Annotated in this window: 21 protein-coding genes; 11 read left to right on the top strand and 10 right to left on the bottom strand. The window is 41.7% G+C overall.

Annotation, left to right across the window (positions count from 1 at the left end; all coding sequences use genetic code 11):
• Positions 1-103 precede the first annotated feature (103 nt).
• Positions 104-3,265: a ComEC/Rec2 family competence protein gene (locus JMX13_RS01570; RefSeq protein WP_201609097.1), complete on the bottom strand. Its 3,162-nt coding sequence runs from the start codon at positions 3,263-3,265 to the stop codon at positions 104-106.
• Between the two features lie 247 nt (positions 3,266-3,512).
• Between JMX13_RS01570 and JMX13_RS01565 the strand changes: the two genes are divergently transcribed.
• Entirely contained in the window at positions 3,513-4,088 is a 576-nt protein-coding gene (locus JMX13_RS01565) for a DUF2062 domain-containing protein (protein WP_227679215.1), read from the top strand.
• 98 nt (positions 4,089-4,186) lie between these two features.
• Here JMX13_RS01565 and JMX13_RS01560 read toward each other — a convergent pair whose 3' ends face one another.
• The 3 genes from JMX13_RS01560 to JMX13_RS01550 form a co-directional block, all read right to left on the bottom strand.
• Positions 4,187-4,504 carry a hypothetical protein gene (locus JMX13_RS01560; RefSeq protein WP_201609095.1) on the bottom strand — a complete coding sequence of 106 codons (318 nt, stop codon included), beginning with the start codon at positions 4,502-4,504 and terminating at the stop codon, positions 4,187-4,189.
• A 194-nt stretch (positions 4,505-4,698) separates the two neighbouring features.
• A complete protein-coding gene (gene lolD, locus JMX13_RS01555; RefSeq protein ID WP_183618766.1) occupies positions 4,699-5,379 on the bottom strand; it encodes a lipoprotein-releasing ABC transporter ATP-binding protein LolD in 681 nt (226 codons plus the stop codon).
• Between the two features lie 44 nt (positions 5,380-5,423).
• A complete protein-coding gene (locus JMX13_RS01550) occupies positions 5,424-6,659 on the bottom strand; it encodes a lipoprotein-releasing ABC transporter permease subunit (protein WP_201609094.1) in 1,236 nt (411 codons plus the stop codon).
• A 461-nt stretch (positions 6,660-7,120) separates the two neighbouring features.
• On the opposite strand from JMX13_RS01550, the gene JMX13_RS01545 reads away from it, so the two are divergent.
• Positions 7,121-8,104, top strand: a complete 984-nt coding sequence (locus JMX13_RS01545) for a hypothetical protein (protein ID WP_201609092.1) — start codon at positions 7,121-7,123, stop codon at positions 8,102-8,104.
• Between the two features lie 106 nt (positions 8,105-8,210).
• Here JMX13_RS01545 and JMX13_RS01540 read toward each other — a convergent pair whose 3' ends face one another.
• Positions 8,211-8,600: an SCP-2 sterol transfer family protein gene (locus JMX13_RS01540; RefSeq protein ID WP_201609090.1), complete on the bottom strand. Its 390-nt coding sequence runs from the start codon at positions 8,598-8,600 to the stop codon at positions 8,211-8,213.
• A gap of 853 nt (positions 8,601-9,453) precedes the next feature.
• Here JMX13_RS01540 and ccoN point away from each other — a divergent pair.
• From ccoN to JMX13_RS01510, 6 genes are all read left to right on the top strand, one after another.
• On the top strand, positions 9,454-10,935 hold the full coding sequence (ccoN, locus tag JMX13_RS01535) for a cytochrome-c oxidase, cbb3-type subunit I (protein ID WP_201543736.1): 1,482 nt from the start codon (positions 9,454-9,456) through the stop codon (positions 10,933-10,935).
• 9 nt (positions 10,936-10,944) lie between these two features.
• The gene (gene ccoO, locus JMX13_RS01530) at positions 10,945-11,583 is read left to right on the top strand and encodes a cytochrome-c oxidase, cbb3-type subunit II (protein ID WP_201609088.1); all 639 of its coding nucleotides are present in this window, start codon (positions 10,945-10,947) and stop codon (positions 11,581-11,583) included.
• Complete coding sequence (locus JMX13_RS01525) at positions 11,583-11,765, top strand: cbb3-type cytochrome oxidase subunit 3 (RefSeq protein ID WP_191690612.1); 183 nt, start codon at positions 11,583-11,585, stop codon at positions 11,763-11,765. Before ccoO ends, JMX13_RS01525 begins: the two co-directional genes overlap by 1 nt.
• Positions 11,762-12,919 carry a cytochrome-c oxidase, cbb3-type subunit III gene (ccoP, locus tag JMX13_RS01520; RefSeq protein WP_201609086.1) on the top strand — a complete coding sequence of 386 codons (1,158 nt, stop codon included), beginning with the start codon at positions 11,762-11,764 and terminating at the stop codon, positions 12,917-12,919. Before JMX13_RS01525 ends, ccoP begins: the two co-directional genes overlap by 4 nt.
• 517 nt (positions 12,920-13,436) lie before the next feature.
• Positions 13,437-14,846 (top strand): cytochrome c oxidase accessory protein CcoG, encoded by a 1,410-nt coding sequence (ccoG, locus tag JMX13_RS01515; protein WP_201609084.1) that lies wholly within the window; start codon positions 13,437-13,439, stop codon positions 14,844-14,846.
• A 201-nt stretch (positions 14,847-15,047) separates the two neighbouring features.
• The gene (locus JMX13_RS01510; protein ID WP_201609083.1) at positions 15,048-15,629 is read left to right on the top strand and encodes a FixH family protein; all 582 of its coding nucleotides are present in this window, start codon (positions 15,048-15,050) and stop codon (positions 15,627-15,629) included.
• Between the two features lie 147 nt (positions 15,630-15,776).
• Here JMX13_RS01510 and ttcA read toward each other — a convergent pair whose 3' ends face one another.
• Entirely contained in the window at positions 15,777-16,982 is a 1,206-nt protein-coding gene (gene ttcA, locus JMX13_RS01505; RefSeq protein ID WP_201609082.1) for a tRNA 2-thiocytidine(32) synthetase TtcA, read from the bottom strand.
• Between the two features lie 228 nt (positions 16,983-17,210).
• On the opposite strand from ttcA, the gene queC reads away from it, so the two are divergent.
• The gene (gene queC / locus JMX13_RS01500) at positions 17,211-17,990 is read left to right on the top strand and encodes a 7-cyano-7-deazaguanine synthase QueC (protein ID WP_227686165.1); all 780 of its coding nucleotides are present in this window, start codon (positions 17,211-17,213) and stop codon (positions 17,988-17,990) included.
• 387 nt (positions 17,991-18,377) lie between these two features.
• Positions 18,378-18,707 (top strand): hypothetical protein, encoded by a 330-nt coding sequence (locus JMX13_RS01495; RefSeq protein ID WP_201543728.1) that lies wholly within the window; start codon positions 18,378-18,380, stop codon positions 18,705-18,707.
• 459 nt (positions 18,708-19,166) lie between these two features.
• On the opposite strand, the gene JMX13_RS01490 is transcribed toward JMX13_RS01495, so the two are convergent.
• Genes JMX13_RS01490 through JMX13_RS01475 form a run of 4 tightly spaced genes read right to left on the bottom strand, consistent with a single transcriptional unit; the run spans position 19,167 to position 20,384 of the window.
• Positions 19,167-19,382, bottom strand: coding sequence for a hypothetical protein (locus JMX13_RS01490; protein ID WP_201609081.1), 216 nt, complete (start codon positions 19,380-19,382; stop codon positions 19,167-19,169).
• A gap of 3 nt (positions 19,383-19,385) precedes the next feature.
• Entirely contained in the window at positions 19,386-19,628 is a 243-nt protein-coding gene (locus JMX13_RS01485; RefSeq protein ID WP_201609080.1) for a hypothetical protein, read from the bottom strand.
• Between the two features lie 3 nt (positions 19,629-19,631).
• Positions 19,632-19,886: a hypothetical protein gene (locus tag JMX13_RS01480; protein WP_201609079.1), complete on the bottom strand. Its 255-nt coding sequence runs from the start codon at positions 19,884-19,886 to the stop codon at positions 19,632-19,634.
• Between the two features lie 9 nt (positions 19,887-19,895).
• Entirely contained in the window at positions 19,896-20,384 is a 489-nt protein-coding gene (locus JMX13_RS01475) for a hypothetical protein (protein WP_201609077.1), read from the bottom strand.
• A 192-nt stretch (positions 20,385-20,576) separates the two neighbouring features.
• Between JMX13_RS01475 and JMX13_RS01470 the strand changes: the two genes are divergently transcribed.
• Positions 20,577-20,999, top strand: coding sequence for a hypothetical protein (locus JMX13_RS01470; protein ID WP_201609075.1), 423 nt, complete (start codon positions 20,577-20,579; stop codon positions 20,997-20,999).
• Positions 21,000-21,114 lie beyond the last annotated feature (115 nt).

The following is a 21,114-nucleotide window of genomic DNA, read 5'->3' as shown; positions in this document are numbered from 1 at the left end:
ATGGTTCAATAGCAGAACTGTGAAATAGCTTGATATTATAAGGGCGACACCTTTAGACGCAAGGCATTTTATAAGAACAACACTATAAAGGTAAAGCTTAAGGTTAATCCTTACTATCAGTATTAAAAGATAAAGCGGCATCTAGCGGCTTATTATCGTAAGTGATTATCTCATGGATTTGTTGCTCACTTATTACATCTGCAGATATATGCGAAGTGCTGTGTCCAAGCCATGTTGTACTATTTATGGCATCATCTAAGGTATTGTTTAATGCGTTGTTTAAAGTGTCATTTTTAGCATTCGATTCAATCGCACATAATAACGACCACATTTGCCAAACGCGCGGATGCGTATCGGCATTCAGAATTAAGCGTGATTGAGGATTTTTAGCTTGAGAAGGTGGCACTTCTACATAGGACTGAAGCGTTTGTATATCAGCAGGTAATGATTTTAGTGGCTCAGCCGCATTATAATTTATCACTTGAATAGGCAGTCGACTATCAATAGCAAGTGTACAATCCCACACGCTGGCATCGTTTATTTTGCTCCAACCTGTTATTGCTTGCAAAGTTAGATTACCATTTGCAAGTTGCCAGACTTTACCTTGCTCACAACCTTGGGCGCTGATGGTTGCATAAGCTTTAGCTTGACTGGTTGTTTGATAAGCGCGCTGAAGCTCAGGCCAGTGTTCACTACGTCCTGCTTGCCAGTATTGAGCCGTTGGAAAACGTTGACTTAATTGCGCCACTGTCATTGGTAGTAATTCAGAACTGCTCGGATTATAGTTATCTGTCTTAGAAGTAGCGGTCTTCAATGTCTTGCTGTTGTTAGTCGAACTTGTCGCTGATGTTGACAATTTAGCAGTCAATGCAGCGCTACTACTTTGCACCACGATACCTTCTAAGCGCTTAATGGATAAGCTGCGTAATTGCTGCTCTAGCGTCGCGGAAAGCTTATCAGCCGTTAGCGTACTTGGCATCGTACGGACACCATTAAGTCTATGATCGGCTAAAAACAACCAACTGACATTTTTCTTATTTACCCTTATAGCGGATGCGCCTTTATTATTATCTTTAGGCACATTTTCACTATCTATCACAGGATATTGCAGCAAAACCGCACTCACATATTGGTCACCCGTCGGCAAAATATAGAGAGTTGGCGTCATAGTTAACGACTGCTGATTGGCATATACCGTCATAACCAGCAGCGTTAATGGCGGTAGCGCGAGCCAACGACTGATAAGCCCGCGAGGCAATAACCACGGCAACATAGCCAATGAAACCATCAGTAAAATAGCCGTATTGACTGGCGTATATAGCCATGCGCCTGAGAATATAGGTAATGCTGTCAGCCACGTGATTATCTCGTGTAAATAAGCAACGATGGCAATCACCAGCGTCCAAATAGCATCTGCTAACGTGGGCAAGATAAGATAGCAAAGCCCCGATAGTAGATTCAGCGGTACAATCACCCAGCCAAATAAACCAATGGCAAATAGGTTGACGATAAGCCCTAACAGTGAAGCCTTGCCAAACAATAACAAGGTAATGGGCAACAGCGCAATGAATAGCCAAAACTGTAATTTGAACAACTTTTTAAATCCAAGCGCCATGCGTTTAAGCATCTGCTTACTTGTATTATCATTATGACTAAAAACCGTTAGCTGGGTGAATTCTGCTTGACTCGACTGTACTAAGCTATCCTCATATTTTAACAATAGCGCCACTGCTATAAAAGACAGCCAATAACCTGCCTGCCACAAGACATAAGGGTCAAGCCATGCCATTAATACCGCCAGCGCCAACAATATACGCATGGTACTAATCGGTAGTAGTGTCAGACGTATCAACCCTATCGCTAATAGCATCCATGCGGTACGTGCAGCCGGTACATCAAACCCCGTAAATAAGGCATAAATAAAAGCTGCGCTAATCATGACCCACCAGCGTACTTGCCAGCGCGGGATATGACGATAAAGCGATGGATAAAAACGATTCAGCAGTAAGACCGCCAATCCCGCTAACACAATCGCTAAAAATAAAACATGCGTCCCTGAGATAGCCAATAAATGAGAAATACCGGCCAGCTGATATAAATCTTTGGTATCGCGATTGATTAAACTGCGGTCACCGGTCAGCAAACTTAAAGTCACTGCTTTTGCTTGCTGCTGTGCGGTGGTTTGCGCTACCCAATCTTGATAAAAGTGTTGGCGCAACTGCCAACGCCCTTGTTCTATAGCGCTACGAAAACGTTGTAGATAAGAATTGTCCGCTGTAGATAATGCCAATGAGTCATCAAAGGGAATAGTCGCAGTACTGGTCGCTAATATATTAGCAACCCCATCGATATGCCGCCCTCGTAACCACCGATAACTATCAAACCCCGTTGGATTATTCATCGCTTGCTCAGAGCCAACAAGAGGTGCTAGCGTCAAGGTCATAAACAACTTGTCACCAGGCTGCAAATGATTTAAGTCTATAGTATGCGATTGCTTAAATGGGTTTTTGGCTTGTTTCGTAGAATATTTTTTGAAAGGTTTTTTAGGCTTTGGCTTTTTTGGATAGGCGTTTAGCAATACACGGTATTCAGTTTTATCAAAGCCCGCAAAATTTTCAGCACTATCTCCACTCAAATCATCTTTATTTTCTCTATTATTGCTTAGGCTATTATCCAGAGATTCTCTATAATTGGCAGCGTATTGTGCCGTCAATTTGTCCAAATCCTGCGCTGTCAATTCAGACAATAACGGTGATATTTGACTGATGGTGGCGACCTGTCGATAGCCACTATCGCTTGTAATATCATAGACACTATCGCTTATTCCTTCGATACTAACTAGCGCTTGTACACGCAAAGGTTGCTTTATGGCACTATTTTGCGCCTCCTGATGGCTCATTAAAGCGAGCAGCCCACTACCTATAATCAGCACCAACGATAATCCTGCCAATAAGAAATAGCGGATACATTTAGACAGTAGTGACAAGTTATAAGATGAGGTTGTTGTAGAATTTAGAGAAGCATTTTGAGCAAGAGGTATTTTGACGTTAAAGGAATGAGGAAATGAAATAAGAAGTTGACTGACGACTAATAAGACAATAGTAAGAATCGTTAATAATAGCGGTAATATCGTAGCAGCGCTGAGCCCTGCTACGCTGAGATGCGCTAATAAGGAGCTTACAGGCAGCGCCATACTATCAGCAGCGGCCAAAACGCCCATCATAACGATGATTATTAAGCTACCAAGTAACCAGTACACCAGCATTCCTTGCTTGATACTCTGTTTGGATGACGACTGACTTTAGTCTTAATAGTAGACAATAGCGTCAGGCGATGGCATTTATTCTACTATTACCCTATACTGAGCAGAAATATTGCGACGATGATTATTCAACATTATCCTCCTGCTTTTCTGATAACATTCTTATCTGTATTTTTTATTAATAATATCACTGCATAACAGCCTAGCAATATATTTGAGCGGGCTGCAGATAACGAGTAAAGGCAATTATGTGCCAAATAAACGTCTAAAAGACCTACTTCCCACTCCTGAAAAAATCTTAGCCAGTCGCACATTAAAATGGTTTGCGCCGCAACTTGCCGACCCGCGTTTATGGCATTTTAATCGCCACAGTTTAAATAAAGCGGTTTATATCGGTGTGCTTAGCGCGTTTTTTCCGCTACCAGGACAGATGTTACTGGCATTAATTGGTGCGCTCATTTTTCGTGCCAATGTACCGATGGCGCTCGGTTTAACATGGATTACCAATCCAGTAACCAGCTTACCGGTCTTTTATGCTGGCTACTATATTGGTGCCAAAATCCTTGATGTACCAATGATTAGCTTGCGACTTATCGGCAGGATGATTGCGGATTTTAGCCTATGGGCATTATCAGACGGTGCCAACCCCTTTATTACTTATAAAGGTACGGTATCAATCGCTGCATTTTGTTTAGGGTTGACGATTTTAGCTATTATCAGCAGCATCGTATGTGGCTTAGCATTTAAAGCCATCTGGCGCTATAAAACCGTCACCAGTTGGCAAAAACGTCAGAAAAAGCCTTCTGATAAATTAACCAAGCGTTAGTAGATTTCTATTATTAATAACTATTCGTTAAAATGCAGTCTTATTATAAAAACAGTTTCATTGAAAAAACACAGAAACCGCTTATTCCTTACGCAACGTTATAGCTCATCTTCTTGCTCTTTATGCTTTTCAATAGCATTGAGAACATTATCAGTAAGATTAGTATCCATCACAAAAATATCAATCACTTTTTCATCTTTCAGCAGCGTATAGCGCTTGCCGGTTGCACTGTCCTGCGCTTTTAAATCGTAATCCGCACCAGCCAAAGTAATCGAGTCAAAAACCGGCGTGAGCAACTCTATTTGTGCCTGTTTATCAATGGTATCGAACAGGGTCGGATCCATATAAGGTTTTAATGGCTCGTTGCCTTCTTCGATACTGCCAAACGCTTCAATTGGGTCGTCATCTTTATCCATCTTATCAATCCTTATTTATGGCTTTATTTATTAGTTAAGGCTGCTAGATGCAGGCCATTTTTTTCGCATTTTTTATAAGCAGCTCTTATAAGAAATCCAACCGTATCATGCTACGGCTAAGTTACGGCAATCATGCAACTTTTAGAAGAAACGGTTAAAAATATTATTAAAAACGAAATATTAAAGATAAAGGTTTAATAATCTTCCCAATGACCATTACGCAAGAGTAGCTGACGATCAGCAAGCGCCGCTAAGCTACGGTCATGCGTCACCATTAATAGTGCTGTTTGCATGGTACTTTGTAGCTCTGATAACAGGCCAAACACGCTTTGGGCATTGTCATAATCCAAGTTACCCGTTGGCTCATCTGCCAAGATAAGCGAAGGCTTGGTCACCAGCGCACGGGCAATCGCCACACGCTGACGCTCACCACCTGATAGCTCACCCGGCCTGTGTGCCAAGCGATGCTCTAGACCAACACTGTTTAAAATATCGATAGCTTGTTGGCGCGCTTCTGTGGTCGACATTTTTGGACGCATCAATAGCGGCATAGCGACGTTTTCAACCGCAGTAAATTCCGCCAATAGATGGTGAAACTGATAAATAAATCCTAAGTGCTTATTGCGCATCGCGCCGCGCTCAGTTTCATTCATCGTATTTAGCAGCTGTCCGTGTAGCCATACCTCACCGCTGGTTGGCGTATCAAGTCCGCCGAGCAAATGCAATAAGGTGCTTTTTCCTGAACCACTGGTACCAACAATCGCAATGCGCTCACCGGCATTGACGGTCAAATCTAAACCTGTCAATACTTGGGTACTCACCGCCCCTTCATCGTAAATCTTATTAATATTGGTCGCTTTTAAAATCGCAGACATAGCGCTTCCTTTATTGTATTTATCATGGCATTAACGCCTGTAGATTACTCGTAACGTAGCGTTTGAGCGGGCTGAATTTTAGCCGCTCGTCGTGCTGGATAAATGGTCGCCAAAAAGCTCAATACAAATGACGCACTGGTAATCAGCACCACATCGGTCAAACGCAGCTGCGATGGCAGATAGTTGACGAAGTAAGCATCAAATAAGTTTAGACCAAAGCTATTATTGATAAAGCCCAAAATATCACTGACAGTCAGGGCAAAGATAATCCCAAGTATCGTGCCTGCAATCGTACCGATAAAACCAATAACCACACCCTGTACCATAAAGACATGGGTAATCAGACGCGGTGAAGCACCAAATGTTTTTAAAATGGCAATATCAGCTTTTTTGTCAGTGACTAGCATCACCAGACTTGAGACAATATTAAAAGCCGCAACTAAAATAATTAAGAATAACAGCAAGCCAACCATGGCTTTTTCCATTTGAATAGCACCAAACAGATTGCCGTGGGTTTGGGTCCAATCGCTAGGATATAATTGCTCAGGGGCGATGGCAGCAGCTCTTTGGGCGGCCATCGGTGCTTTAAAGATATCATGAAGCTTCATACGGATGCCCTGAGCACCCTCTGGCAGACGCAGTAATTTTGCCGCATCACCCATTGGAATAAACGCCATCAGACTATCTACTTCTGGACTGATGGTAAAGATACCCGTCAAGGTAAAGCGTTTAAAGCGTGGTATCACACCTGCTGGTGATGGCGACGCTTCTGGCAGCACCAACGTCACTTTATCGCCTAAGCGCAGCCCCAAAGACTGCACCATCTCTTCGCCAAGCACAATACTGAATTCGCCATTTTGCAGCGTATCAATACTACCTTCCACCATATGCTCGTTGATGATAGAGACATTTTTTTCGTATTCAGGATCAACACCAGTGACCATAATCCCAGCTACCTGACCGTTGGAGGTCAACATACCTTGCAGCTGTATAAAAGGCGCAACAGCGGCGACTTCTGGATCTTCTTTTATCTTGTCTGCCACCTGCTTCCAATCACCGATAATCTCGGTTGAGATCACCGTCGCTTGCGGCACCATACCCAAAATACGAGTCTTTAACTCACGATCAAAACCATTCATGACCGATAGCACCGTAATCAATACCGCTACGCCAAGCGTCAGACCAATCATTGAGATCAGCGATATAAAGGAGATAAAGCCATTACTACGCTCTGCTCGGGTGTACCGTAAGCCGATAAATAACGCTAAAGGACGAAACATATTCAAACTCTTTATCTTATCCACGTGCGACTTTATTTATGTTATAAAATCAGATGCAACAACCGCCTCGTAGCATTACGCTTAACAAAGCAGTTGTCGCAAAAACATATCAATCGAACACAAAAACAGGGGTTATGACCAGCAAAATGCCGCTGTCAAAAGGGAGCTAGTTTGACACAATTTGACTTATATGTGCCAGTCATTAGCGCAAACTGCCGGTATTTTTTAATAAAAACTTAACTTTTAGCATTATTTTTCATGAGGGGCTTGCTATTAGTTGCGTCTATACCTATATATTGTATGCTAAGGACAATTGTCATTAACCCCTCATTGTTGTTTGTTGCCTCTTTACTGACGACATTGCTGGTTATCATAAACCAATCCGCTCATATATTGGATAATGGTCAGCAATCACAGTTTTAGACCCAAACCTCATGGCTGACTTAAGTTTGAGTATATTCATGACCATTAATTATCAATATAAAAACATCCAATCCCCTATCAAAATCACCTTAACTGACGAGCAGTCTGCCGGCCATGCCGATCATTGGCGCATTTTGACCGATGACATGAGTCAAGACGTGCCAGAATGGCTACAAAAGATGATTGAAAAAGCGGCCATGCCAAAAGGTCTCAATAGTAATGTCAGTTCTACAAAAGACAGTTGCTTACTCTTATCTGAAGACCAGCCTTGTCATATCAATCAGGTGCTGGCGATGAAAGATGGCAAGCCTGAATGTTTTATCAATGCTTACCCTTGTGTCGATAGCCCGTATGGATTGACGTGCAAAATCGAACGCATGATTGTCAATGACAATACCCATGATGCGGTCTTGCGCTTACGCACCGCTGATGGCAGTATCATCTATGCATTCGACCAGCTTTATACCGCTAACCGTCATTTATATCAGCAGGATATGGCGTATTATGTGAATTTTAGTGCTTGGGCGCATGAGATTAAGCTGAGCGAACAAGACGAGGTGATTATGGTCGAAGACCAAGAGGCCATTCGCTATCATCGTGCTTTTAACGACATTGTCGCAGCCAATGATGGAAAAATGCCTGATGATTTACAAGAGAAAATCAAAGCATGGCAACCAGAGACCAAAGAGCAAATGGCACCAGTTGAGATTAATTTGGGTCATATGTGTGCCTACCTGTTTGGCGATACTTTAGGGCAAGAAGATGAAGCTTGGTGTCAAGGTCAAGTGCTTGGTAAGCAAGAAACGGTATTTAATGGTCAAGCCATTATCTTATTTGATGTGGTGGTACTGCGCGAGCAAGATGCTGATCCGTTTGTGATTCGTATTGGCGCACCTAAAACCTCAACGACTGCTGCTATTCAAGTGCATGATTATGTACAAGCCAATATTTGGCTACAAGCGGCGATTTATAAAGAAAATCAAAAATCGCAAGCCAGCGTGCAACAATCAAAAGCCAGTTAATTCAGAAATTACTTTACTGTTAAATTCTTTGACGAAAAAGCCCTTAATATGTATTAAGGGCTTTTTTGTGTTCAATGTTATTTATATAAAAATGAAAAGCAGACCATTAAGCCATCGTGGTCATTGATTTAATATTACTATACAGCTCTTTTTGCTCAGCACTTGGGCGCGCCGTTTGTACGGCCATTAATTGTGACATATCGCCTTCAACACGAATCTTACCACCCATAAACGCACCCATGATTTCATTGGTATCAAAATTGGTGATGATTGATTGCAAGATGCTGCGATCAAGCAATAAAGTGGTTGTCGCTGCGTCATTTAGCCCACGATGTAACAAACCATCTGCGAAACTCGCTTCAATATCTTGTTCTGTGTCAGATACCTTTAGGTTAACGATCATATTAGCCAATGCTGGTGGTAAATTTAATTCACCGGCTTCGTTGCCCATTTGTTCAACTTGCTCAAACCACTCATCTGTCAAAAAAACTGCCATATTATTATCCCTAATACTTATTATGGTAGGCTGTTGCTGTGTAGCGCTCTAGCCTAACCGCTATTTAAATGGTTAAAAGTGTCACTAACATTAATGCCAAAAGCACTTTATGACTCATCATGCTAAGTGTCATTATAAGATGCGACTTGATAATAAGTAAAACCTATTTATAGCACTAAGGCTGTAATTGTTACAAAACCTTCGTAACAATTTGTTTTTTCAGCTTGCTAGCAGTATATTTTTTCAACCCTAGAATAGTATGAAGATTGGGTATAAAATAGAGGAACAACGCAGCAATAATAAGTTGTTTGCTAATATTTTTACCAAAGAGTTTGTATTTTGGCGCATAGTTCTGATGATATTTGATTAGGTTTGCGTTACAATACCCTTAAACAGAGTCGGGAGTTTTAACTAAACATTACGTAAACATGTGTTTTTGTCAGCCGCCGCTAGCATACATCAATGGTCTATAAGCTTTTTATCATCCGTTGAATATTAGTATCTATCTTCGTTCATACTACTTTCAGTAGTAATAATTAAGATACATACTCAGCCTCAATAGATGCTTGATGCTCAAGGAAGGCGTATTTTCTTATCAAATCTGACCGTTTATTAACAATCCTACTATCGACTAGCTGTGAGCGCAGTGCGTTTTTATCGCCGTCCTCTACTCATCAGCGACAGCTGATTACTAGCGAAAGCTTAGCTTGATAGTTAATAATGTAAGAATGATAAGAGTAGTCAAAAAACAGCATGTACCGCAATCATTATCTACTTATAGATTTCTATAGGACAGATACCGCGGAGAGTTAGTTAATTCTGTTGATAATTCGGGCTGTAAAGGAATCATCCAATGAGTTTACAAAACACAGCAGTCGCCCCAGTTGACCGTGAATATGAAATCACTGTCGTAAGATTCTTTACGATAATGGCCGTGATATGGGGCATCGTCGGCATGAGTATTGGTGTGTTCATTGCTTCACAGTTAGCATGGCCAGCACTAAACTTTGACATTCCATGGCTGACATTCAGTCGTCTAAGACCGCTACATACCAACGCGGTTATTTTCGCGTTTGGCGGTTGCGCCTTGTTCGCGACGTCATACTATATTGTTCAACGTACGTGTAAAACGAGGCTATTTGCCCCTTATTTAGCTTGGTTTACCTTTTGGGGTTGGCAAGCGGTTATTGTATCAGCAGTTATTACCCTTCCTTTAGGTCTGACGTCGACTAAGGAATATGCTGAGCTTGAGTGGCCAATCGATATCTTGATTGCTTTGGTGTGGATCTCTTATGCCATCGTGTTCTTTGGTACGCTCATCAAACGTAAAACCTCACATATTTATGTGGCTAACTGGTTCTTTGCTGCTTTCATTATTACGATTGCACTACTGCATATCGTAAACAGTATGGCTATCCCTGTTAGTGCGTTTAAATCTTACTCATTATTTGGCGGTGCAACCGATGCGATGGTGCAATGGTGGTACGGGCATAATGCGGTAGGTTTCTACTTGACGGCAGCTTTCCTTGGAATGATGTATTACTTCGTTCCGGTACAGATTGGTCGTCCTATTTATTCTTACCGTTTATCTATCGTTCACTTTTGGGCATTGATTGCTTCATATATGTGGGCTGGTGGTCACCATTTGCATTATTCAGCGCTTCCAGATTGGACGCAGTCACTTGCAATGGTCTTCTCAATCATCCTATTTGCTCCATCTTGGGGTGGTATGATTAACGGTGTACTAACGCTATCAGGTAGTTGGGATAAGCTACGTACCGATCCAATCATTCGCTTTATGATTGTGGCATTGTCGTTCTACGCGATGTCGACGTTTGAAGGTCCGATGATGTCTATTAAGACGGTCAACGCCTTATCTCATAACACGGACTGGACAGTAGGTCACGTACACTCAGGTGCGCTTGGTTGGGTCGGTATGATTACCATTGGTTCGCTATATGTACTGTTACCCCGTATTTATAACAAACCAAAAATGTATTCTATCAGCTTAATCACCACGCATTTCTGGTTAGCAACAGCGGGTACTATCTTCTATATCGTCTCTATGTGGATTTCAGGTATTGGCCAAGGCATGATGTGGCTTGCAACCAATCCAGACGGTACATTGGTATACAGCTTCGTTGATACGGTTGAGTTCTCACATTTCCCATATATTGGTCGTGCTTTTGGTGGCCTATTGTATGTATCGGGTATGTTTGTCATGGCATATAACGTTTATAAAACACTTAAGATGCCAGAAGGTAAGCCTGTCAGTATTGCAGATCCTACTGATCATGAACCTAGTGTTGATAAACCTTCGGCAGCTAACGTATAAGGAGCGATCATGTCTGGTACACCGCATGAAATTATTGAAAAAAATACAGGCTTGTTGGTTATCTTTATCGTTATCGCGATCAGCTTTGCAACACTTGTTGAAATCGTACCGCTGATTTATGATAACAAGGGTCCTGAAGAAGGTGGGGTGAACGCTCCCCTACCTGCTATGGAGCCGTGGACGGCGCTTGAGTTTGAAGGTCGTGATATTTATATCCGTGAAGGTTGCCACGTTTGTCATACGCAAATGATTCGTCCGCTACGTGCTGAAGTTGAACGTTATGGACCATACTCACGCGCCGCTGAATCAACGTGGGATCACCCATTCTTATGGGGCTCAAAACGTACGGGTCCTGACCTTGCACGTGTCGGTGGACGCTATTCTGAAGATTGGCAAAAACAGCATCTGATTGCGCCACGTTCTTTAGTACCTGAGTCAGTAATGCCTGGTTTCCCTTGGCTTGCAACCAACGAAGTTAATGGGTCCAATGTGCAAAGCAAAATGCGTCTATTCCGTGATCGCTTCGGTGTGCCTTACACTGAAGAAGATATCGAAGGAGCGCCAGATGCTGTACTTGGTGCCACTGAGCTTGATGCTTTGGTTGCCTACTTACAGCAATTAGGTACCGCGATGGAAGGACAGCGCTAATGGGTATTGGTGAATTACAAACAATTGCGACCGTTTCTGCCTTTATTGCCTTCGTAGGCGTTGCATGGTGGGCGTATTCGCCAAAAAACAAAAAACGCTTCGAAGAAGATGCACAACTTGCGCTTGATGACGAAGATATCGAATCTTTGTCTGAAGAGCAGCGCAATAAGGATAAACGATGACATTTTTTTGGAGTTCTTGGATCACCATACTAAGTATTATGTGTTGGGCGGGTATCCTCGGTGTTTTGCTAATGGTTTTAAAGTACAAGCCAGAAGTAGAAGAAGACGGTACCACAGGCCACACCTACGATGGTATTCAGGAATACGATAAACCGCTGCCTAAATGGTGGTTAGTGATATTTTTTGGCTCAATCATTTGGGGTGTCGCCTATTGGGTGTTATTCCCTGCTATCTTTCCATCAAAGTGGGAAGGTATTACAACCGTAGAAGTAGATGGTAAAACTGTGCCATGGACTTCTCATAATGAGTTGAACAGCGAACTTGAAAGTAATAACAAAGTATTTACCGATAACTTTGAGCAAAACATTTTGGCCAAAGCCGATGCGAGCGGTGCAACTAAGACCTTAGCAACGCTTTCTGAGATGCAAGCAACGATGCGTCGCAGCGAAACACCGCCTGCCAATCTGCAAACCGAGATTGATGAGAAAATCGCTGAACTTGCGCCATACGTAGAAAAGCTTTCAGAAAACCCGAATGCGTTGAAAGTTGGTAGTCGTCTGTTCTTACAGAACTGTGCGGTCTGTCATGGCTCTAATGCTAAAGGTGCACTAGGCTATCCAAACTTAACGGATAATGATTGGCTATATGGTGGCGAAGCGTCAAACATCTTAACCACACTACATAATGGCCGAGTCGGTGGCATGGCCGCATGGCGTGATCAAATCGGTGAAGATGGTGTGCGTGCAGTGGCTGAATATGTTCTATCAATCTCTGGCAACCAACCAGGTTACGAGCTTGATAAAGCTAAAGTGACTCAAGGTGAGGCCATCTTTAATGAGCCTACTAACTGTGTGCTTTGTCATGGTTCAGATGCGAAAGGTATGACCTCTACTGGCGCGCCAAACTTAACAGATAATATCTGGTTATATGGTGGCGATCGCGAAACTATCCGCGAAACCTTGCGTTATGGTCGTGCAGGCGTAATGCCTGAATGGGAAACCAAACTGGGCAATGAGCGTATTATGCTACTTGCTGCCTATGTTTATTCACTATCAGACAAAACGGCTCAACCTGCTAAAGCGCAACCTGTTTCTGCTACTGCTCCTAAAGCAGCAACAGTAGCAGCCACATCAAAAACTAGCGCCACTAACTAATAATTTTTAGTCAGTCGCTATATCGTAAAAGTAAGTTTATAAAAGGGAGGGCTGTTATTGCAGTCCTCCCTTTTTGATTGTTTATCAGTTTTGCTTCTCATTTTAGGTTCTGATTTCTATTTAGAGCTCCTTCTTATTATTAACTAATGGGATTAATATATTTATAATTTCATTAATTAATAATAAATTTTTAGGATTGATTATTCCTGACTACTGTTACCCACTTATCTATCAATAATTATGATATAAATGTTGCTTTTTAACATTCTCACCCCATTTATAGTAGGGAGAATGCTAAAATAGCAATCTATTAGAAACACTATTGAATCATCCATTTAAGCATATTTAACTCAATTATTTACAATCGCTCATTTGGTAGCTAAGCCCGCAGATTTTGGCTTTTATTATATTTCGCTACTTACTGACATTGATAACATCGCACACTCATATACCTAACGATTAATGGTATTTGTTCATCATGCCAGCAGACTGATTCTTTTTTTAAAGAGGCACGTTTATGTCAGCACAACCATCCAATAAAATCCCTGTCGTTGAGGTCGATCTTAACGCCAATAAAAAACGCATCCACCCTAGATTTGTTACCGGATTTTACCAAAACATCCGTGTTATTAGTATGTATGCATTTTTGGCGTTATTTTTGATTTTACCGTGGTTACGCTATAACGGTCGGCAAGCAATCTGGTTTGATGTGCCGTCACAGCACTACTATATTTTTGGTATGACCTTCTTAACGCAAGATTTTTATTTTATTGCCGCCTTTGCGCTTATTGCTGCCTTTACACTGTTTATGGTCACTGTCTACGCCGGACGAGTATGGTGCGGCTATGCTTGCCCGCAGACTATTTGGACGCATATGTTCCAATATGTCGAAAAACTGGTCATTGGCGATCGTAATAAGCGTATCAAGTTCGATAAAGAGCCGATGAGCGCACAGAAAGCGTTTAAGCGTTTTTTGGTATATTTTATTTGGTTTGTGTTCTCGATGATTACCGCCACGACTTTCGTCAGTTATGTGTCCGGTACAGAGGCGTTGTATCAAAATTGGCAGATGATAGGGTTTATCCCTTTCCCTGATTGGTCAACGTGGATTTGGGTATCAATATTTATTTTTGCTTTCTCTACCTACGTCAATGCAGGCTATATGCGTGAGCAGATGTGTGTTCAAATCTGTCCTTATGGTCGTTTTCAAAGTGTGATGTTTGATAAAGATACGTTAATCGTTTCTTACGATTATGAGCGCGGTGAGCCTCGCGGCGCCCGTAAAAAAGGCACCAACCCTGAGAATTTAGGCGACTGTATCGAATGTCAGATGTGTGTACAGGTCTGCCCGACGGGTATCGATATTCGTGATGGCTTGCAAGTCGCTTGTATCCAGTGTGCCGCCTGTGTCGATGCCTGTAATGACGTCATGGATAAAGTCGGATACCCACGTGGCTTGATTCGTTATACCACCGAGCGTCAATTGGTAGAAAAAGAACCAAGTCGCCTATTCCGCCCCCGCTTTTTTGCCTACTTAACCTTACTGACCGTACTTTGTGGCGGCGTTATTTATGCCTTGAATGATCGTGTACCGCTAGAGATTGACATTCGCCGTGACCGCAACCAGTTGTCTTCATTGAATCAGCAAGGCATGATTGAGAACAGCTATATTGTTAAGCTGACCAATAAGACACAAGACGCTCATACTTATAAAATAAGCCTTGAGCCGCAAGACGGTCTAAGCTTAGAGCTGCGTTTTAACGATGTACCGTTAGAAGCTGGCGAAAGCTTTGATATGCCGGTCAGTATTTATGGTGACCCTGATGTGATTGAATTTGGTCAGACACCGGTTACCTTAATGGTGAAGAGTGAAGATGGTAAATACAATGTCAGCAAACAAAACATCTTTACCACGCAAGGGCAATAAGCCTTTGTGTGCTTGTTGAATATATTTTACAACTCTCATGCGTTAATTATTGATTATTATTTAAAGCTATTTATCATTAATTAATGGGTGAATCATTTGGCAATAAACTGGCCGCATTTAGCTGTCAGCTTATCCGTTGATACGACTTATAGTGATTCTTAACAGGCATCTATAAGCGAATATCTGATTAATAGGTATGTTATGTCTAGTCCAGCACCAAACTTTAAGCATCGAGACAGCCAACCATGGTACAAAAACTATATGGTGGTTATCTTTGTCATTGGCATGCCCGCTTTTGTGGTAATCGCTTGCATCTGGTTTGTTTATTATTCTTATCAAATCCGTGATAGTGTGGTACGAGACGACTGGTATATGGATGGTAAAACCCTTTACCATGACGTTTCGCGCGACAAGCTCACTTATGATTTAGATTTACACGGTAAGATGCAGTTTGCTGATAATGGTGATATTATTTTTTATTTAAACTATCCAGAGCAAAGCTTGCGGTCTGGTAAGTTATTGAACGGCGAGCCGGTAACTTATCCTGATACCTTAGATTTATCTATCTCGCACGCCACTGACATCAAAAAAGATCGTGACGTGGTCTTAAAGCATGAAGAAGGCAACAAATATAGCGCTCAGGTAAATATCGATCCTGTTAAAGCGAAGTACTATTTACAAGTTAGTAACGATGGTAAAGACGATTGGCGCATGCAAGATGTAGCAAAACTACCACGTTCAGAGGTAAGTTTTAATCCATTACAGGTTTTTGCAGAAAGCTAATACTATTTAAATAGCTACCGTTAAGATTAAAAAAACCAGCCCTTAGTTATTATGGGCTGGTTTTTTATAGAGCTAACTTTTATGGATTTAACTTTATCAAATTAACTTAAGATTATCTAAGCAACATAGCTTTAGACGATCAACTCATTAAATAACGGGGTTAATGGTTGGAATTTTCTGCGTCTTAGGGCTATTTTTCGTTATCTCATCCGCTGCTTCTGCCTGCTGATTAGGGTTCTGATTACTGGCGAATTTAGGATTAAATATTTGAGTTTTTGGTGCTACAGGTAAGCCAATTTCAGCCAGACCATCGGTCTGCCCTGCTTGGATATTATCGCCTTCAAATAAGCGCTCATTATCATCACGCTCAAGGCTTAATGTCTCAAAATCAAATAACTCACGATCCGCTAATTGTGACGGTGCCACGTTTTGCATCGCTTTAAAGATAGACGCTAAACGCTGCGGATGGGCATCATCCCATTCGCGTAACATGTCATTGATAATCGCCCGTTGTAGATTGGTCTGGCTACCGCACAGATTACATGGAATAATTGGAAATTCTTTTAAACGCGCGTATTCAATAATGTCTTTTTCTTCAACGTACGCAAGCGGACGAATAAGCAAGTTTTGCTTATCATCGCTCAGCAGTTTTGGTGGCATCGATTTAAGCGCGCCACCGTGGAATAAGTTTAAAAAGAAAGTCGCGAGCATATCATCGCGGTGATGACCAAGGGCAATTTTGGTCGCGCCAATTTGTTTGGCAAAACCGTATAGCGAGCCGCGACGCAGACGTGAACAGGCCGAGCAATAAGTTTTACCTTCTGGCACCACGCTTTTGACGATACTATAAGTGTCTTTTTCTAAAATATAATGGGCTATACCTTGTTCGTTAAGATAAGCTGGCAAAACATCTTCAGGATAACCGGGCTGCTTTTGGTCGAGATTCACGGCGACGATATCAAAGCTAATCGGGGCAATGCGCTTAAGTAGCAATAAAATATCGAGCAACGTATAGCTGTCTTTGCCGCCTGACACACAAACCATGATGACGTCGCCATCTTCAATCATATTAAAATCGCGAATCGCCCATGATACTTGACGACGAAGCTTTTTTTGTAGTTTGCGAAATTGTGCCGTTTCAGTAGGTAGCAGTTGCGTAGATGGCGATTGCTCAGCCGTACTATTATTGTTTGTGGCTTCGTCAGCGATATCGGCATATTCCATGCCATCAGTATCTTCAGCATAGCTATCCCAGCCAGCATCGGTAGAGCTAATATTTGTATAAGCAGTATCGATAGGTGCAGCATCAAACTGAGGGGTGATTTTTGGCGTAAACAAGGTCGCTACGGTCATAAGTTACTCAATATCTTTACAAGGTTAATTTTGCTACAAAGTCGTTAACAATATTTTTTGGCAGGCGCGCTTTAAAAGCAGCGATTATAACAAATTTTGCTAACGGATTGAAAACTAGCACAAAATTAGTAGCACTTTAATCCTACTTTAATAATACCCCCAAGCTTATGTAATGATGCTATGTTTGCTAGAATAAGCATTTTTCATAGACTAATAATAGATCCTAATATGACTCTCGTCACTGCGCAGACCTCCACTACCAATCCAAAAAACGACGCTAACTCAACCGCGCTGCATAAAAGCCAAAATGCCGTGGTGCTACTATCAGGTGGCCTTGATTCCGTGACTTGTTTATATTGGGCAAAGGCACGCTATGCGTCTGTGACAGCAGTTAGTTTTAACTATGGTCAACGTCATAATAGTGAGCTTGTCGCTGCCAAAGCCATCGCTGAAAGCGCAGGAGTCAATCATCGTATTATTGATATCGATATCGCGCAGCTTGGCGGCTCATCACTCACTGATCACAGCATGATTATCCCTGACGGCGATACTGATAAATTCCCGAGTAAAAATCGTGATGAAGTTGATAACGATGCTATCCCAAATACCTATGTGCCTGCACGTAATACTATATTTTTATCTTATGCGTTGGCAGTCGCGGAAGTGACCGACGCCAACCATATCATCATTGGCGTAAGTTCAGTCGATTATTCAGGCTACCCTGATTGTCGCCCAGAATATATCGCAGCTTTCGAACACATTGCAAATCTTGCCACCAGAGCTGGCGTTACCGGTCATCATTTATCGATTCAAACACCGCTGCAGCATTTAATCAAAGCCAAAACTATCGAGCTCGGTTTATCGCTAGGGGTCGATTATGGGCAGACGATTTCTTGTTATCAGGCAGATGCCAATGGTCTTGCTTGCGGTGTCTGTGACAGCTGTTTGCTACGTCGCCAAGGATTTGCTCAAGCTGGGGTTACTGACCCTACTCATTATCAGCCTTAATAGTATTAATAAATACTGTAAAAACAGGCTTATAGCTATCTTAAAGTAAGAGTATAATTGCCTTTAAGCAAAAGCCCATTAAACATTTGCGCAACATTTGCTTGCATTAACACAGCACGCTGCCGTTGTATTTTAAGCGATTTCCTTGCTATGGTATGGGCGACTATATCAGTGACGACTGTTAACTGCTCATGGTTAGGTAAATATAATGAGTCATATATACATAGAAAATTTCCTATATATTTATCTATAGACGTTATAACATGAGTGACAAAATCATTAAAAACACTATTAATTAGATCTATTAATTTAAAAAGTGACAAAATAAAACGACCAAGATTTTTATAAAAAAATCTGAGAAATCGACGCGACCCGTAGAGGATGTTTATGAAGTTTTTGCCCGTATTACCCCTAGCCCTAGCTGCTCTGTTTGCATTGCCACAAGCAAATGCTGCCGATATCAAACAGGCTAATATCAATACCTGTGTCAATGGCGCGGTCAAATATAAAGTCGCTGACAAAAATACGGCGACCAAACTATGCAAATGCACCATCGGTGTCCGCAGCAATATGACCATCGGTCAGATGTGGGAAATCGAAAGCTACGCGCAAGATAAAAAAGACCCATCAAGCTTACCTTATGTGAAAAAAATGCAAAAAGACTTGCAGCAGTGCACGGTTGGCTTGGATTTAAAGCAGCCACAAAAACCCGCATAAGCTACTTAAAAAATACTTGCTACAAAATACAAAAGACTGGTCATTGCCAGTCTTTTACTTATACCTAAGTCATTGTTTTTATTGTTTATATTTCAATAATAATATTTATTGGTAGCCATTTTGGTAGCCATTTTCATAGTTACCTATGCTTACTGGTGGCCATAGGGCGGTGTGATTGTTTAGCTCTTTATTAGTAATGACCGCTGCCATATGCATATTTTTGCGCGCGCGTAATTAAAAGTTTAGTTATTGCTTTCTGCTTTAACTTTTCTTAACTTCTTAACCTGTCCGCTTTAACCAATTATAGACGCTAAGCTATACGCTTTAAGGGTTCGGCTGTGCTGACCGCTTTAACCTATTTTTAAAACGGCTTTTATTTTGCGCGTGGCAATAGGTGGGGTGTCCGTTGGTTCGAGCGTAAATATACCAAACAATACCCCCCTCTAACGTGTCCGAAAACTAACACACTCTATCAGGATTGCGAGCGTCCACCGTTTGAATAACGATTTTAACGGGCATTACCTCGCTGTCCTTATCACTATGACCTTTATCTAGCCCCAGTAGCTTTGCTTTGCTCATCGTAGCAGCAACCATAGCAGACGCCTGTCCATTAGCCTTAGCGGTCAATCTAGCATCGTCTAATTCTGTCATCAGGTCATCAATACTTATTTTCATTCTTTACCCCATAATATTTTTATAGGCTTGGCTTGCTGCCTCAGGTGATACACCTGCAACCAACCTTATCACTGTAGGTCTGTTTGCTATCGGCTCAACGTCTTTAATCACTGGCTTATCAAGTCCTGTCAGCTTTGCCATAGTAGCAGTGGCTTGTATCATGGCTGTGGGCTTGCGTTCCTCTATCGCCATTTGCCTTGCCTGTTCTAACTGGTCAAGTAGGTCATCGAGCGTCAATCTGCTCATGGTTCAATACTCCTCATCTAATCGCTTACTGATTGCCAGTGCTGCCTCAGGTGTTAGCTCAGGAATGCGTCCGTAAAAATGTCCTAGTCCTGATTTTATATTACTGTTTGGCGTTACGTCCCTCATGTTATCCATGCCTAGTAACTTGGCTTGGCTCATTGTGGCTGTGACTATGGCGTTTGGATTGCGGTCATCAATCGCTATCTGCTTTGCTGTCTGTAAGTCTGCTATCAGGTCATTTAAATCAGGTATTCTCATTTGTTAGCCTCAACTGGTGCAACCTAGTTTATCGAGTGTTGATTGCCATATCTTAGCAGTCAGTCTGTCATGCTCATTCACTAGCCTATCAAACGTCTTTGAGTGCATGCCTTTTGGCTTTGAGCCGTTGCCGTATGCAATGCCTGATTGCCACCCTAAACGCTGTCTAATGGTATCAGCACGACTGAATACGCGGTCAATCGGTTGCTGTAACTGACTCCCATAGTTTGCACCAATGCAATGACGGCAAACATACAAGCCAGCGCAATATAAGGTCGATGTTCTTTGATAACACTTAGGGCATAGCCACCAGTAACGATGACCGCCATAGTTGCATGATGTTTTTGTTAGCTGAATAGAGTATTGATAGGGTTTGCTGCGATGGGTGTAGCTTACTTCGATACTTTGAGCATTACCTTGTCTTAGCTGCTCACGATAGCGTGATATAGGTAATTTAGCGTAGTCGTTTAAGCTGTGAGTTGTGGCAAGTGCTGGCATGTTATCTAAATCATTAACTAATTTGTTATATTATAACATTACAAAGGAACTATGTGATTAAGAGCTATTGCATAAAACATAGTTATATCTATCGCATTGATTGCTAATTTGTATACTTTAGTTGGTTTGTATAATACTATCTATAGTACAAATTAATTTAGTCATCTTGACAAAATCACTAAGGTTTCATATATGAATAAATTCTTTATCATTAGTTCTTTATTAGTTTTTGCCTCAGTTCCTGCATTTGCTCAGGAAAGATGTAGTCCACGATATGGTGGTGGTTACAACTGCTATGACTCTAATACCGGTAGTAACACAACACACACCCCACGATATGGTGGCGGTTATAATTCATATAATTCCAGCACTGGTAGTAGCACGACACACACCCCACGATATGGTGGCGGTTATAATTCATATAATTCCAGCACTGGTAGTAGCATAACAACTACTCCTCGATATGGCGGTGGTTCTAACTCATATGATTCTAGCACTGGTACTTCCATAACAACTACTCCTCGATATGGTGGTGGCTCTAACTCATATAATTCCAGCACTGGTAGCATGACAACTATCACTCCACAATATGGTGGTGGTTTTACAATAGATTAATGAAAACCTTTAATTTATTTATATATCCATAAGTCGGGAAAATGGGGAAAGTAGGAAAGTGAGTTACTAAAGCATTGGTGTATATGGCTTATAGTGTTTTCCCTTATAAATATAA

It is taken from the genome of Psychrobacter immobilis, assembly GCF_904846285.1.
Classification (GTDB): Bacteria; Pseudomonadota; Gammaproteobacteria; order Pseudomonadales; family Moraxellaceae; genus Psychrobacter; species Psychrobacter immobilis_D.
Note: the sequence above shows the minus strand (reverse complement) of the source record. Positions and strands in the feature narration are given on the sequence as shown.